The sequence below is a fragment of the Streptomyces sp. E2N166 genome, from assembly GCF_003671715.1.
GTDB lineage: Bacteria > Actinomycetota > Actinomycetes > Streptomycetales > Streptomycetaceae > Streptomyces > Streptomyces thinghirensis.
Map to the genome: position 1 here is coordinate 925,338 of NZ_RAIF01000032.1, position 14,013 is coordinate 939,350.

Annotated in this window: 13 protein-coding genes and 1 pseudogene; 9 read left to right on the forward strand and 5 right to left on the reverse strand. The window is 71.6% G+C overall.

Going from position 1 to position 14,013, the window contains the following annotated elements:
- Nucleotides 1–192: 192 nt before the first annotated feature.
- Nucleotides 193–609, reverse strand: a complete 417-nt coding sequence (locus EBH09_RS31080; protein ID WP_121750192.1) for an SsgA family sporulation/cell division regulator — start codon at nt 607–609, stop codon at nt 193–195.
- A gap of 350 nt (nt 610–959) precedes the next feature.
- On the opposite strand from EBH09_RS31080, the pseudogene EBH09_RS39435 reads away from it, so the two are divergent.
- Together EBH09_RS39435 and EBH09_RS31090 are read left to right on the forward strand one after the other, a co-directional pair.
- Nucleotides 960–1,272 (forward strand): annotated as a pseudogene (locus EBH09_RS39435) (oxidoreductase); the annotation flags it as partial.
- Between the two features lie 70 nt (nt 1,273–1,342).
- A complete protein-coding gene (locus EBH09_RS31090) occupies nt 1,343–1,672 on the forward strand; it encodes a plasmid stabilization protein (RefSeq protein ID WP_121750193.1) in 330 nt (109 codons plus the stop codon).
- A gap of 12 nt (nt 1,673–1,684) precedes the next feature.
- On the opposite strand, the gene EBH09_RS31095 is transcribed toward EBH09_RS31090, so the two are convergent.
- The gene (locus tag EBH09_RS31095) at nt 1,685–1,981 is read right to left on the reverse strand and encodes a YciI family protein (protein ID WP_121750194.1); all 297 of its coding nucleotides are present in this window, start codon (nt 1,979–1,981) and stop codon (nt 1,685–1,687) included.
- A 45-nt stretch (nt 1,982–2,026) separates the two neighbouring features.
- Here EBH09_RS31095 and EBH09_RS31100 point away from each other — a divergent pair, with 45 nt between their 5' ends.
- Nucleotides 2,027–2,731: an endonuclease V gene (locus EBH09_RS31100; protein ID WP_121750195.1), complete on the forward strand. Its 705-nt coding sequence runs from the start codon at nt 2,027–2,029 to the stop codon at nt 2,729–2,731.
- On the opposite strand, the gene EBH09_RS31105 is transcribed toward EBH09_RS31100, so the two are convergent.
- Nucleotides 2,719–2,913, reverse strand: coding sequence for a hypothetical protein (locus EBH09_RS31105; protein ID WP_121750196.1), 195 nt, complete (start codon nt 2,911–2,913; stop codon nt 2,719–2,721). The genes EBH09_RS31100 and EBH09_RS31105 overlap by 13 nt on opposite strands.
- Nucleotides 2,914–3,137: 224 nt before the next feature.
- On the opposite strand from EBH09_RS31105, the gene EBH09_RS31110 reads away from it, so the two are divergent.
- Nucleotides 3,138–3,287: a hypothetical protein gene (locus EBH09_RS31110; protein WP_121751091.1), complete on the forward strand. Its 150-nt coding sequence runs from the start codon at nt 3,138–3,140 to the stop codon at nt 3,285–3,287.
- A 75-nt stretch (nt 3,288–3,362) separates the two neighbouring features.
- Here EBH09_RS31110 and EBH09_RS31115 read toward each other — a convergent pair whose 3' ends face one another.
- Nucleotides 3,363–4,538, reverse strand: a complete 1,176-nt coding sequence (locus EBH09_RS31115) for a saccharopine dehydrogenase NADP-binding domain-containing protein (RefSeq protein ID WP_121750197.1) — start codon at nt 4,536–4,538, stop codon at nt 3,363–3,365.
- A gap of 206 nt (nt 4,539–4,744) precedes the next feature.
- Between EBH09_RS31115 and EBH09_RS31120 the strand changes: the two genes are divergently transcribed.
- The 3 genes from EBH09_RS31120 to EBH09_RS31130 are packed head-to-tail and all read left to right on the forward strand — an operon-like array spanning nt 4,745 to nt 9,379.
- Nucleotides 4,745–5,893 (forward strand): CaiB/BaiF CoA-transferase family protein, encoded by a 1,149-nt coding sequence (locus EBH09_RS31120; protein WP_121750198.1) that lies wholly within the window; start codon nt 4,745–4,747, stop codon nt 5,891–5,893.
- A gap of 37 nt (nt 5,894–5,930) precedes the next feature.
- Nucleotides 5,931–7,145, forward strand: a complete 1,215-nt coding sequence (locus EBH09_RS31125; protein ID WP_121750199.1) for an acetyl-CoA C-acetyltransferase — start codon at nt 5,931–5,933, stop codon at nt 7,143–7,145.
- A 53-nt stretch (nt 7,146–7,198) separates the two neighbouring features.
- Nucleotides 7,199–9,379, forward strand: coding sequence for a 3-hydroxyacyl-CoA dehydrogenase NAD-binding domain-containing protein (locus EBH09_RS31130; RefSeq protein ID WP_121750200.1), 2,181 nt, complete (start codon nt 7,199–7,201; stop codon nt 9,377–9,379).
- Nucleotides 9,380–9,388: 9 nt separating this feature from the next.
- Here EBH09_RS31130 and EBH09_RS31135 read toward each other — a convergent pair whose 3' ends face one another.
- Nucleotides 9,389–10,120 (reverse strand): MerR family transcriptional regulator, encoded by a 732-nt coding sequence (locus tag EBH09_RS31135; RefSeq protein ID WP_193776625.1) that lies wholly within the window; start codon nt 10,118–10,120, stop codon nt 9,389–9,391.
- Nucleotides 10,121–10,361: 241 nt separating this feature from the next.
- Here EBH09_RS31135 and EBH09_RS31140 point away from each other — a divergent pair, with 241 nt between their 5' ends.
- Together EBH09_RS31140 and EBH09_RS31145 are read left to right on the forward strand one after the other, a co-directional pair.
- Complete coding sequence (locus EBH09_RS31140; RefSeq protein ID WP_121750201.1) at nt 10,362–11,831, forward strand: amino acid permease; 1,470 nt, start codon at nt 10,362–10,364, stop codon at nt 11,829–11,831.
- 377 nt (nt 11,832–12,208) lie between these two features.
- A partial coding sequence (locus EBH09_RS31145; protein WP_193776626.1) for a Xaa-Pro dipeptidyl-peptidase occupies nt 12,209–14,013 on the forward strand: 1,805 nt, incomplete at its 3' end.

The following is a 14,013-nucleotide window of genomic DNA, read 5'->3' on the forward strand; positions in this document are numbered from 1 at the left end:
GGAAGATCGTGGGCGAGGTGTGGGGAGCGGTCAGCGCGGAAACGGCGCGGGCCGTGGCGTCGACGGGCGGCTGAGACGGGCCGGCCGGACCCGGCGCGCCGCCGGTCGCCGAACCGGCCGGGCGGCGTCGGCCACGGGAAGTTCAACCGGCCGCCGGGTACCGGCTGCCGGCGCGGGAGCGTCAGGGCGTCGTCAGCAGGTCCCCCGCATCAGCTCCGCCAGGTCGTGGTCCAGGTCCAGCTGGAGATGCTCCAGGCCGACGGGCACCAGCTCGCCGGTGGCCTGAAGGAACCGGCGCAGCTCGCCCGAGCGGATGTGGATCACGGCGGTGCCCTCGGGCGCGTGGAACTCCAGGACGGTCCGGTCGTACCCGTACGGGCGCACCCGTACGTCGCCGTGACCGTCCGGCTCCCGCATCCCGGTGATGAGCAGCTCGCGGGAGAAGGTCCAGCAGACCTCCACGCCCTCGAGGGTGGCCGGAGCCGGGAAGGTCATCCGGACGGCGAACGGATCGCTGCGGTCGTAGTGCAGCGTTGCGGGAATGCTGGGCATACGCGGCGCGGCGGCGACGAGACGCGCCTCGACGGGCTGCTCGATGACGGTGGACAACGCCTTGCTCCCTCGTGACGGCTGGACGAGCTTCCGGTTGGTGCGGGCCGGGCACTGGAAGAGACGACGGAATCAGCCAATCCGTGCACACGATGACCGAGTGACCTCTGTCACCGCGTTCATGCGCGGGAGTGACGCGCCTCTCCTCGCGTGCCTCGTAAGGCACTTGTGGCACTCGTGCCCGCACGCACGCGCCGCACACGGTCCTCTGGACGGCGCCCGGCCGGTGGGCTGACTTCGCCCGCCATGAGGCGCTTGGGGAGCATGCGACGCACGGCACGGTCCGCGCGAAGCGGTGGCAGGCGCACGGGACGGACGGTGATCGCCGGGGCGGTGTGCGCGGCGGCAGCGGCCGCGCTGACGGCGGCGACTTCCGCCCCGACCAGCCCTCCCCGCGGGCGGCGGCGCGGACCACCGACGGCGGCACCACCTGGCGGTCCGCCGACCGGTCGCCCTCCTCCTACCGGTCCGGCGTCGCCCGGCTCCCGTACAGCCGCACCGCCGCCCTCGCGGGTCGGCCCCACCGGCACGGACCTCACCACGGACGGCGGCCGCACCTGGCGGGCCGTCGACACGGGGTCGTACGACACCGTGGACTGCACCCCGGACCTGGGCTGCTGGGCCGCCGGCGAGCAGGGACGGGTCGCCCGGTCGGAGCGCTGACGGCGCGGGGCCGGGTGTTCGTCCGTAACGTGGGTATCCGTTCACTGAACGCGAGAGGAAGTGAGCGGACATGCCACGCGGTTCGAGCTCCAAACGGGAGCGGCAGTACGAGCACATCAAGGACAGCGCCAAGGACCGTGGCGAGAGCACCGGCCGCGCCAAGGAGATCGCCGCCCGGACGGTGAACAAGGAGCGCGCCCAGTCCGGCGAGTCCAAGACCGCCAGCCGTACGTCCACGCAGGACAAGTCGCCGAGCAAGCGGGGCGGCCAGCGGTCCGGGAACCGGCAGGGCCCCCAGGGCCCCACCTTCGACCAGCTGTACGAGGAGGCCAAGCGCCGGGACATCAGCGGCCGTTCGAACATGAACAAGGGCGAACTCCAGCGCGCGCTCGGCAAGTGAGCCGGACAGGCCCTAGCCGAGGGTCTCCCGGTACCGCTCCAGCGCCGGCGCCGTCTTCGTGGCGACGAACTCGGTGACGCGGTACGCGCACACGCCGGCCCTGACGAAGGGGTCGCCCGCGGTGATCTCCTCGATCCGCGCACGGTCCCCCGCGACGGCGATGATCACCCCGCCGTCGCGGGGCTCCTTGCGCCCGGACGCCAGGAACACGCCCTGCCGGTACAGCTCGTCGAGCCACGCCACGTGTTCCTCCAGCACCGCGTCGACGGCGTCGAGCGGGGCGGTGTGGGAGAGTTCCAGTACGAACATGATCGTGAGCCTACTGCGGCGCGCTCCCGTAGGCTTGCGGCCACCATGACGACCGTGACCGTGCAGATTCCCGCCGACTGGCCCGCGACCGTTGAGCGTGCCCGCGCCGTCCAGGACGAACTGCGGGCAGGCGTGGTGCTCGACGAACCGGGTCCGCCGCCCGGCACGGGCCGGGTGACCGGCGTGGACGTCGCCTACGACGACGAACGGGACGTCGTCGCGGCGGCGGCCGTCGTACTGGACGCCGCGACGCACGCCGTCGTCGCCGAGGCCACCGCCGTCGGCCGGATCTCCTTCCCCTACGTGCCCGGCCTGCTCGCCTTCCGCGAGATCCCGACCGTCCTCGCCGCCCTGGACGCGCTGCCCTGCCCGCCCGGCCTGGTCGTCTGCGACGGCTACGGCCTGGCCCACCCGCGCCGCTTCGGCCTCGCCAGTCACCTCGGCGTGCTCACCGGGCTGCCCACGATCGGCGTGGCCAAGAACCCGTTCACCTTCACGCACGACGACCCCGACGCGCCCCGCGGCAGCACGTCCCCGCTGCTGGCCGGCGCCGAGGAGGTCGGACGTGCCGTCCGTACCCGCGACGGCGTCAAGCCGGTCTTCGTCTCCGTCGGCCATCGTGTGAGCCTCGACAACGCCTGCGCGCACACGCTGGCCCTGGCCCCCGACTACCGCCTGCCGGAGACCACCCGCAGGGCGGACGCCCTGTGCCGCGAGGCCCTGCGGGCGGCCACCACCTACCCGGCCTGACCCTCGACGCTCCAGCGGCCCACCTCCTGGTACGCCGAGTCGTAGACCACCGAACCGTCGCCGGGCCGCAGCGCGTAGTGCTTCAGGTTGCCGCCCCAGTACCGCAGTATCCGCTGCAACTCGCCCGCGGGGTCCTCGGCGAGCGCGCCCTCGTCCATGGTGACTTCGAGAAGGAACTTCATGCCTTCAAGGGTTTCATTGAACTTCTTGTTGGCACTTCGTCGATCGGGTGTGCCGGTGGTGGTGGGCCGGTAGCTGGCCATTGACGGGTCGTTGTTGGGTGGGCGGCGGGAGAAGTCTCAAATTCGTGATGAGGGCACGTGCCCGCGGTGCGGGCCGGTGCTCAGCGGCCACCTGAGTATCCGTACGGATGTGCCCCGCCGTCGGCCGCGACAGTCTGGGCCGCATGACGACGCACCGCGCACCCAAGCAGTCCGCCCGCCACCCCGGCCGGCCCGTCGAGCGGGCCGTGGTCGCGGGGCTGGTGCTGGCCGTGGGAGCGGGGCTGGCCTGGATCGGCGGGATGATCTACACGATCGTCGGGTGGTCGGGGTAGGGCCTGTCCGGCGGGCGGGCGTGCCGGCCCCCGCGTCAGCGGCATGGTCTGCCGGACAGGCCCGGGACGGGTCCGTCAGCGGGCCGCGGCCACCCGGAAGCGGATGCCCGCCGTCCGCAGCCGCTCGATCAGTGCGTCCCCCATCGCCACGGCCGTCGTGACCTGCCCGGCCACCGGCGGCAGGTCGTCGAGGGCGAGGGACAACGCCGCCTCGGCGAACATCTTCGCCGTCTCGTCGTACCCGGGGTCGCCGCCCGAGACCTCGGTGAACACCTTTCGGCCGCCGCCTTCGCCCACGAAGCGGACCGAGAACCAGCTCCTCGCCCGCTTCTCGGGGCTCGGCCCGTCACCCGGCTTGAGCCGGCCGGACAACCAGCGCCGCGCGGGCGGTACCTGAGCCGCCGCCACGAGCGCGCCCACGGCCGCGACCCCGCCCACCGCGACGGGCAGACGCCGCACGGCCGCGTAGTGGCGGTAGCGGAAGTCGGGGCCGTAGCGGTCCAGCGCCTTCGCGGAGCGGCGCACGATCTGCGCGTCGATGGTCGGCAGCGGCAGCGCCCAGGCCCCCACCTCACCGGCGAACCGCGGCCGGCCCGTCGGCGTCGCCGCCCGGCGGCCCACCAGCCGGGGCTCGTGCCGCCGGCGTTCCCGCGCGGCGGCCTGCAACTGCCTGCCGCGCGCGAACTGGCCCAGCGCGGAGGCGAACGTACCGCCCGAGAAGGTGGCGTCGGCGGTCACGAAGCCGTCCACGGCCAGCGGCACGTCCTCCGGCAGTTGCCGCACCGTGAAGTACACCCCGAGATCGTGCGGCACGGAGTCGAAACCACAGGCGTGCACCAGCCGCGCGCCGGACTCTCGCGCGCGGGCGTCATGACGGACGTACGTGAGGTCCACGAACTCGGGCTCACCGGTGAGGTCGAGATAGTCCGCCCCGGTCTCCGCGCAGGCGGCGACCAGCGCTTCGCCGTACTGGACGTACGGTCCCACCGTCGTGGCCACCACGCGCGCCTGCTCGGCGAGTTCGCGCAGCGAGGCCGGATCGGAGACGTCCGCGCGCAGTACGCCGACGTCCGCCGCACCGGGCAGCCTCTCCCGCAGTCGTCGCAGCTTCTCCTCGCTGCGGCCGGCGATCGCCCAGCGCAGCCCCTCGGGCGCGTGCGCGGCGAGGTACTCCGCGGTGAGTTCGCCGACGAACCCCGTCGCTCCGAAGAGCACGATGTCGTACGGCCGGTCGGCCTTCTGCATGGTCATGACATCCCTTCGTCACCCGGCGGCAACCCCTGGGCCCGCAGCACGCGCCGTTGCCGGTGGCCGAGGCTAGCGTGAGGACTGCGGGTCCGGAGGAGAGCCTGCCCCATAATTGGCTAAGCGCTTGCTCGCTCCGGTCTTGTGCCCAGTGGAACACGTTTCTAGCATCACTGGTGTTACATCAGTGGTGTCACAGACCTGGGGGCTCGATGTCGGAGGCGAGAACGGCGGGGCGAACGCCGGGCGAGGGCCCGCTCACGGGTGTGCGCGTGGTCGAGCTGGCCGGTATCGGGCCCGGGCCCTTCGCCGCCATGCTCCTGGCCGACCTGGGTGCCGACGTCGTCCGTGTCGACCGCCCCGGCGGCCCCGGCCTCGCGATCGACCCCGCGCACGACGTCACCAACCGCAACAAGCGCTCGGTGGTCGTCGACCTGAAGGCACCGGACGGTCCGGCCCAGGTCCTCGACCTCGCCGAACGCGCCGACGTGCTGATCGAGGGCTACCGACCCGGCGTCGCCGAACGGCTCGGCGTCGGCCCCGGAGACTGCCACGCCCGCAACCCGCGCCTCGTCTTCGGCCGCATGACCGGCTGGGGCCAGGACGGCCCGCTCGCCCAGCGCGCCGGTCACGACATCGGGTACATCGCGCTCACCGGCACCCTCGGCATGATCGGCGCCCCCGACGAGCCGCCGGCCGTCCCCGCCAACCTCGTCGGCGACTACGCGGGCGGCTCCCTCTACCTGGTCGTCGGCATCCTCGCCGCCCTGCACCACGCGCGCGCGACCGGTACCGGCCAGGTCGTCGACGCCGCCATCGTCGACGGCGCCGCCCACCTCTCCTCGATGATCCACGGCATGCTCGCCGCCGGCGGCTGGCAGGACCGGCGCGGAGCCAACCTCCTCGACGGCGGCTGCCCGTTCTACGGAACCTACGAGACCGGCGACGGCCGGTACATGGCGGTCGGTGCCCTGGAGCAGCGGTTCTACGCCGAGTTCATGGAGCTGCTCGGCATCCCCGAGCAGGCACCGGCCCGCGACGACACGGCCCGCTGGGACGACCTGCGCGCGGCCATCGCCGCCCGCTTCAGGTCCCGTACCCGGGAGGAGTGGACGGCCGTCTTCGCGGACTCCGACGCCTGTGTGGCCCCCGTCCTGTCGCTCCGCGAGGCCCCGCACCACCCGCACCTCGCCGCCCGCTCCACCTTCACCGACCACGGCGGCATCACCCAGCCGGCCCCGGCGCCCCGTTTCTCCGCGACCCCCACCGCCGTTCGCACCGGACCCGCCCGGCCGGGCGCCGACACCGAGGCGGTGGCCCGTGACTGGGACCTGCCGAGGAACCCTCGAGCGAACAGCTGAACAGCCCCGCGAAAAACCCTCAGTGAAAGGCCTGCCAGTGACCACCGAAGCGTACGTGTACGACGCGATCCGCACCCCGCGCGGACGCGGCAAGGCGAACGGCGCCCTGCACGGTACGAAGCCCGTCGACCTGGTCGTCGGCCTCATCCACGAGATCCGCGCCCGCTTCCCGGACCTCGACCCGGCCGCCGTCGACGACATCGTGCTCGGCGTCGTCGGTCCCGTCGGCGACCAGGGCTCCGACATCGCCCGCATCGCCGCCATCGCGTCCGGACTGCCGGACACCGTGGCCGGCGTCCAGGAGAACCGCTTCTGCGCGTCGGGTCTGGAGGCCGTCAACCTGGCCGCCGCCAAGGTGCGCTCCGGCTGGGAGGACCTGGTCCTCGCGGGCGGTGTCGAGTCGATGTCCCGGGTGCCGATGGCCTCGGACGGCGGGGCCTGGTTCAACGACCCGATGACCAACCTCGCCACCAACTTCGTCCCGCAGGGCATCGGCGCCGACCTGATCGCCACCATCGAGGGCTTCACCCGCCGCGACGTCGACGAGTACGCGGCCCTCTCCCAGGAGCGCGCGGCCAACGCCTGGAAGGAGAACCGCTTCGAGCGGTCCGTCGTGCCGGTCAGGGACCGCGCCGGCCTCACCGTCCTCGACCACGACGAGCACCTGCGCCCCGGCACCACCGCCGACTCCCTCGCGGGCCTCAAGCCCTCCTTCGCCGACATCGGCGAACTCGGCGGGTTCGACGCCGTGGCGCTGCAGAAGTACCACTGGGTCGAGCAGATCGACCACGTCCACCACGCGGGCAACTCCTCCGGCATCGTGGACGGCGCCTCCCTGGTCGCCATCGGCTCCAAGGAGGTGGGCGAGCGCTACGGGCTCACCCCGCGCGCGCGGATCGTCTCCGCCGCCGTGTCCGGCTCCGAGCCCACCATCATGCTCACCGGCCCCGCCCCCGCCACCCGCAAGGCGCTCGCCAAGGCCGGGCTGACCATCGACGACATCGACCTCGTCGAGATCAACGAGGCGTTCGCCGCGGTCGTCCTGCGCTTCGTCAAGGACATGGGCCTGTCCCTGGACAAGGTCAACGTCAACGGCGGCGCCATCGCCCTCGGCCACCCCCTCGGCGCCACCGGCGCGATGATCCTCGGCACCCTCGTCGACGAACTGGAGCGCCAGGACAAGCGCTACGGCCTCGCCACCCTGTGCGTGGGCGGCGGCATGGGCATCGCCACGATCGTCGAGCGCCTCTGATCCCTGCGGAAGCGGCACCACGGCCACCGAAGACCTCACTGGAGACCCCTGTCATGACGACCGAGAGCACCACCATCCGCTGGGAACAGGACGACACCGGCGTCGTCACCCTCGTCCTCGACGACCCCGCCCAGTCCGCGAACACCATGAACCAGGCGTTCCGCGAGTCCCTCGCGGTGGTCACCGACCGCCTGGAGGCCGAGAGGGACGACATCCGGGGCGTCATCGTCACCTCCGCCAAGAAGACCTTCTTCGCCGGCGGCGACCTGCGCGACCTGATCCGCGTCACCCCCGAGACCGCCCAGGACCTCTTCGACGGCGGTATGGCCATCAAGCGGAACCTGCGCCGCATCGAGACCCTCGGCAAGCCGGTCGTCGCCGCCATGAACGGCGCGGCCCTCGGCGGCGGTTACGAGATCGCCCTCGCCTGCCACCACCGCGTCGCCCTCGACGCGCCCGGCTCCAAGATCGGCTGCCCCGAGGTCACCCTCGGCCTGCTCCCCGGAGGCGGCGGCGTCGTCCGCACCGTCCGGATGCTCGGCATCACCGACGCGCTGCTGAAGGTGCTCCTCCAGGGCACCCAGTACAACCCGCGCCGCGCCCAGGACAACGGCCTGGTCGACGAGGTCGCCGACAGCCGTGAGGACATGCTCGCCAAGGCCCGCGCCTTCATCGACGCCAACCCGGAGTCCGCCCAGCCGTGGGACCGGCCCGGCTACCGCATCCCCGGCGGTACGCCGTCGCACCCGAAGTTCGCGGCCAACCTGCCCGCCTTCCCCGCCAACCTGCGCAAGCAGACGAACGGCGCCCCCTACCCCGCCCCGCGCAACATCATGGCCGCCGCAGTCGAGGGCTCCCAGGTCGACTTCGAGACCGCGCAGGTCATCGAGGCCCGCTACTTCGTCGAGCTGGCCGCCGGGCAGACCTCGAAGAACATGATCCAGGCGTTCTTCTTCGACCTCCAGGCCGTCAATTCCGGCGCCAACCGACCGGGGGGCGTCGAGCCGCGCAAGGTGACCAAGGTCGCCGTCCTCGGAGCCGGCATGATGGGCGCCGGCATCGCCTACTCGTGTGCCCGTGCGGGCATCGACGTCGTCCTCAAGGACGTCGCCCTGGAGTCGGCCGTCAAGGGCAAGGCCCACTCCGAGAAACTGTGCGCCAAGGCCGTCGCCAAGGGCCGCACGACCCAGGAGAAGGCCGACGCGCTGCTGGCCCGCATCACGCCGACCGCCGAGGCGGCCGATCTCGCGGGCTGCGACGCGGTCATCGAGGCCGTCTTCGAGGACACCTCCCTCAAGCACAAGGTGTTCCAGGAGATCCAGGACGTCGTCGCCCCCGACGCGCTGCTCTGCTCCAACACCTCCACCCTGCCCATCACCGCGCTGGCCGAGGGTGTCGAGCGCCAGGCGGACTTCATCGGGCTGCACTTCTTCTCGCCCGTCGACAAGATGCCGCTGGTCGAGATCATCAAGGGCGAGCGGACGGGCGACGAGGCGCTGGCGCGCGCCTTCGACCTGGTCCGGCAGATCAACAAGACGCCGATCGTCGTCAACGACTCGCGCGGCTTCTTCACCTCCCGGGTCATCGGCCACTTCATCAACGAGGGCGTGGCCATGGTCGGCGAGGGCATCGAGCCCGCCTCCGTCGAACAGGCGGCGGCCCAGGCGGGCTACCCGGCCAAGGTGCTCTCCCTGATGGACGAGCTGACCCTCACGCTGCCCCGGAAGATCCGCAAGGAGACCAGGCGGGCCGTGGAGGAAGCGGGCGGCACCTGGACCGCGCACCCCGCCGAGGCCGTCATCGACCGCATGGTCGACGAGTTCGAGCGCCCCGGCCGCAGCGGCGGCGCAGGGTTCTACGAGTACGGGGACGACGGCAGGCGGGCGGGGCTCTGGCCGGGCCTGCGGGAGCACTTCACGAAGCCCGGCCACGAGATCCCCTTCGCGGACATGCAGGAGCGCATGCTCTTCTCGGAGGCGCTCGACACGGTCAAGCTCCTGGAGGAGGGCGTACTGACCTCCGTCGCCGACGCCAACATCGGCTCCATCCTGGGTATCGGCTTCCCCGGCTGGACCGGCGGCGTCCTGCAGTACATCAACGGCTACGAGGGGGGTCTGCCCGGCTTCGTGGCGCGCGCGCGTGAGCTCGCCGACCGTTACGGCGAGCGCTTCACGCCGTCCGCGCTGCTGGTGGAGAAGGCGGACAAGGGGGAGGTCTTCACCGACGGCCGCTGAGCAAGCGGCTCAGTCCTCGCCGCCCTCGCAGTCCCCGCCGAGCCACTCCCGCAGCTCCTCCCGCAGCGACCGCTGGAACGTGGTCAGCAGTGCCTGCACCACGAGCGGGTGCATGTGGGCGGACAGGGACCGCACGTCCCGCGCGTCGCGTTCGGCGACCGCGTCGCGCAGCAGCCGCGACAGGTCGCGCGCGGCGGCGCGGGAGTGCTCGAGCAGGGCCGTACGGGCGGCGAGGACCGTCTCGGGGGAGAAGGGCACGTCGAGCAGTTCGGCGCCGAGCCGGAGCAGCCCGGCATCGACCCGGTAGGCGTCACCGTCCGGGGCCGCGCCGTCCCGCGCGACGATGTCCATCGCCGTGAGCCGGTCCACCTCGTCGTCCGTCAGCGGCCGGCCCGCCCGCCGGCCCAGCTCCTCACGCGTGACGCTCTCCACCGTCTCCGGCGCCCAGGAGGCCACCACCGCGCGGTGCAGCGCGAGGTCGTGCGGGCTCAAATCCGGCGGCAGCTGCTTCAGATACCGCTCGATCGCGGCCAGCGTCATGCCCTGGTGCTGCAACTCCTCGATCAGCGCCAGCCGGGCCAGGTGCTCGCCGCCGTAGTGCCCCACCCGGCGCGGGCCGATCGCCGGCGGTGGCAGCAGCCCCCTGGTGCCGTAGAAGCGGACCGTGCGGACCGTGACGCCGGCCCGCGCGGCCAGCTCGTCGATCGTGAAAGTCGGCTCCTCGGTGTCGGTCGTCGTCATGTGCAGCAGTATCGCTGTCTCACCAACGCTGTGACACCTCGTGTGCACCATGCGCACCCTGTGGAGACGGCTGACGGATCTTGTGTCAAGTCACGCTGTGTGACATGAGACATCGCATGTCCACGCAGAGTCGTGGGAAGGTGCTGCGTTGGTCTGTGCCGCGAAGGGTGGTGCGGGCCTTGTCGCTGTACGGACGACCTGGGCGTACCCCGCCCGGGCGCACCAGAGATTGGTACCACCCGTGAGCAAGGACGCCGTCGCCACGGCACAGGCCGCCGCCCACCCCCAGGCGGCCGAACGACCCGCGGACGCGGGTGACGCCGGCTACAGCAAGGACCTCAAGGCCCGCCACGTCAACATGATCGCCATCGGCGGCGCCATCGGTACCGGCCTCTTCCTCGGCGCCGGAGGGCGCCTGCGCGACGCGGGCCCGGCGCTCGCCGTCGCCTACCTCGTCGCCGGCGTATTCGCCTTCTTCGTCGTCAAGGCCCTCGGTGAGCTGGTGCTGTACCGGCCCTCCTCCGGGTCCTTCGTGTCGTACGCGCGCGAGTTCCTCGGCGAGAAGGGCGCCTACGTCGCCGGCTGGATGTACTTCCTGAACTGGTCGACGACCGGTATCGCCGACATCACCGCGATCGCGCTGTACACGCACTACTGGAGTATGTTCACGAGCATCCCGCAATGGGTGCTCGCCCTGATCGCCCTCGCGGTGGTCCTGGCCGTGAACCTGATCTCGGTGAAGATCTTCGGCGAGATGGAGTTCTGGTTCGCGATCGTCAAGGTCGCCACCCTCGTCGCCTTCATGCTGATCGGTATCTTCCTGCTCGCCACCCAGCACGAGGTGGGCGGCCACACCCCAGGCATGAGCATGATCACCGACCACGGTGGCATCCTCCCGCACGGCGCCATGCCCGTCATCCTGGTCATGCAGGGTGTGATCTTCTCCTACGCGGCCCTGGAACTGGTCGGCGTCGCCGCCGGCGAGACCGCCGAGCCGGAGAAGATCGTCCCCCGCGCGGTGAACTCCATCATGTGGCGGGTCGCCCTGTTCTACGTCGGCTCGGTCGTCCTGCTGGCCCTGCTGTTGCCGAGTTCGCTCTACTCGGGCGACGAGAGCCCCTTCGTCACGGTGCTGTCGGGGATCGGCGTCCCGGCCGCCGGTGACGTCATGAACCTCGTGGTCCTGACCGCCGCGATGTCCTCCCTGAACTCCGGTTTGTACTCCACCGGCCGCATCCTGCGCTCGATGGCGATGGCGGGCTCCGCGCCCAGGTTCACCGGCGTGATGAGCCGCAGCCAGGTTCCCTACGGCGGCATCCTGCTGACCTGCGCGGTCTGCGTGCTCGGCGTCGGCCTGAACTTCCTGGTGCCGAACAAGGCCTTCGAGATCGTCCTGAACGTCGCCTCCCTGGGCATCATCAGCACCTGGGTGATCATCATGGTCTGCCACCTGGTCTTCGTGCGCCGGGCGCGCGCGGGACTGGTCGAGCGGCCGCACTTCCGGCTGCCCGGCAGCCCCGTCACGGAGCTCGTCACGATCGCCTTCCTGCTGGCCGTGATCGTCCTGATGTGGAACGACCACGAGGTCGGCCGCAAGACCGTGCTGCTCGTGCCCGTGATCGCGGTGATGCTGGTGGCCGGCTGGTTCGGCGTCCGCCGCCGCGTGGCACAGAACGCCGCCGAGCAGGAACTGGGCAGGCTCACCGAGTAGTTCACCAAGCGACTCACCAAGCAGCTCGCCAAGCAGCGAAGAAGCACCGGTTCACGGCCACTGTCAGTGGTGGCCTCTACGGTGGCGTCAAGCCGGAGATCAGGTGTGTCCGGGGTGACGCCACCGTCCCGTCGGTCAAGGGCGTCAAGGCGACCGCGGCCGGTCCGTGGCCGGCCGCGCCGAGTGCGCCCGGAACGACGATTCCGCGGTGCACGAAGGCTCCAAGTCGTAGGAGCACGACGTCTGTTCGGAGCCTATCCAGCCGCTGTGCGCGCGGTCATGTGCACGGTCACCCCGGTCACACGATCGCCATTCGGCCGTCATGAGTCACACGTTGCCCTCTTCTGCACGGGAGTTGACCGATGTACCGTCCGCGCATGCCGATACGCATGCGCTTCACGATCTGGAGACCGCTCGCGACGGCGGCCACGGCCGCTCTCATGGCAACCCTTCTCACGCCCGCCGCGACAGCCCACCCCGCGACCCCGCGACAGAGCGAACCGGTTCACTCCTACGACGACGCCATCCGCGAGGCCGTCTGGGTGGACACCGGGTACGACGGGGACGGCGACGGCGAGGACGACCGCGTAGCCGTCGACATCGTCCGCCCCCGGGAACCCGCACAACAGGGCCGGAGGATCCCCGTCATCATGGACGCCAGCCCGTACTACTCGTGCTGCGGGCGCGGCAACGAGAGCCAGAAGAAGACGTACGACGCCGACGGCGACGTCGACGGGATGCCGCTGTACTACGACAACTACTTCGTGCCGCGCGGCTACGCCTTCGTCGGCGTCGACCTGGCCGGCACGAACCGCTCCGACGGCTGCGTCGACGTCGGCGGACGCTCCGACGTCCAGTCCGCAAAGGCCGTCGTCGACTGGCTGAACGGCCGGGCGAAGGCGTACACCAGCCGCACCGGCGGCGAGCGCGCCAAGGCGACCTGGACCAACGGCAGGACCGGCATGATCGGCAAGAGCTGGGACGGCACCGTAGCCAACGGCGTCGCCGCCACCGGCGTCGAGGGCCTGGAGACCATCGTCCCGATCGCCGCCATCTCCTCCTGGTACGACTACTACTTCAGCCAGGGCGCCCCGCTCTACGGCTCCGGCCCCGACTGGCTGTCCGACTACGTCAACAGCCCCGACGCCCGCACCGAGTGCGAAGCCGTCCAGCGAAAGCTCGTCGACGGCGCCCCGCGCACCGGCGACTGGACGCGGCTGTGGACCGAGCGCGACTACGTCAAGGCCGCGAGCAAGGTGAAGGCGAGCGTCTTCCTCATCCACGGCATGCAGGACCTCAACGTCCGTATGCAGCACGTCGGCCCGTGGTGGAAGGCCCTCGCGAAGAACGGCGTCGACCGCAAGATCTGGCTCTCCCAGACCGGCCACGTCGACCCCTTCGACTTCCGCCGCGCCGAGTGGGTCGACACCCTGCACCGCTGGTTCGACCACGAACTCCTCGGCTACGACAACGGCATCGACCGCGAACCGATGGCCGACATCGAACGCCGGCCCGAACAGTGGGAGACGTCGAAGACCTGGCCGCCGCGCTCCACCGCCACCACGACCCTGCGCCCCGCCGACGGCGCGCGACCGGGCGTCGGCACCCTCGGCCTGCACCGGGACCGCGGCACCGAGACGCTCACCGACGATCCCGCGCTGAACGAGACGGACTGGGCCGCGCACATCGACGAGCCGACTCCGGGCAAGGCCGGGTTCGTCACCGGCCCGCTCACCCGCGACCTGCGCCTGTCCGGCGCCTCCGAGGTCACCGTCACCGCGCGGTCCAGCACCCCGACGGCCCACCTCTCCGCCGTCCTCGTCGACCTCGGCCCCGGCACCATCCGCGACTACGCCGACCGCGGTGAGGGCATCACCACCCTCACCGACCGCACCTGTTGGGGCCCGAGCACCCCGGGGGACAGCTCCTGCTACCTGGAGACGGCGGCGAAGACCACCGACGTGGACTACACGGTCGTCAGCCGAGGCTGGGCCGACCTCGGCAACCACGCGTCCAAGTGGCGGGGCCGCCCGCTCGCTCCGGGCAAGGCCTACACCGTCGCCCTCGACCTGGCGGCCACCGACCACGTCGTCCCGGCCGGCCACCGCCTCGCGCTCATCGTCGCGGGCACCGACAAGGACCTCATCGACCCGCCCGCCGACACGCCGACCCTCACCGTGGA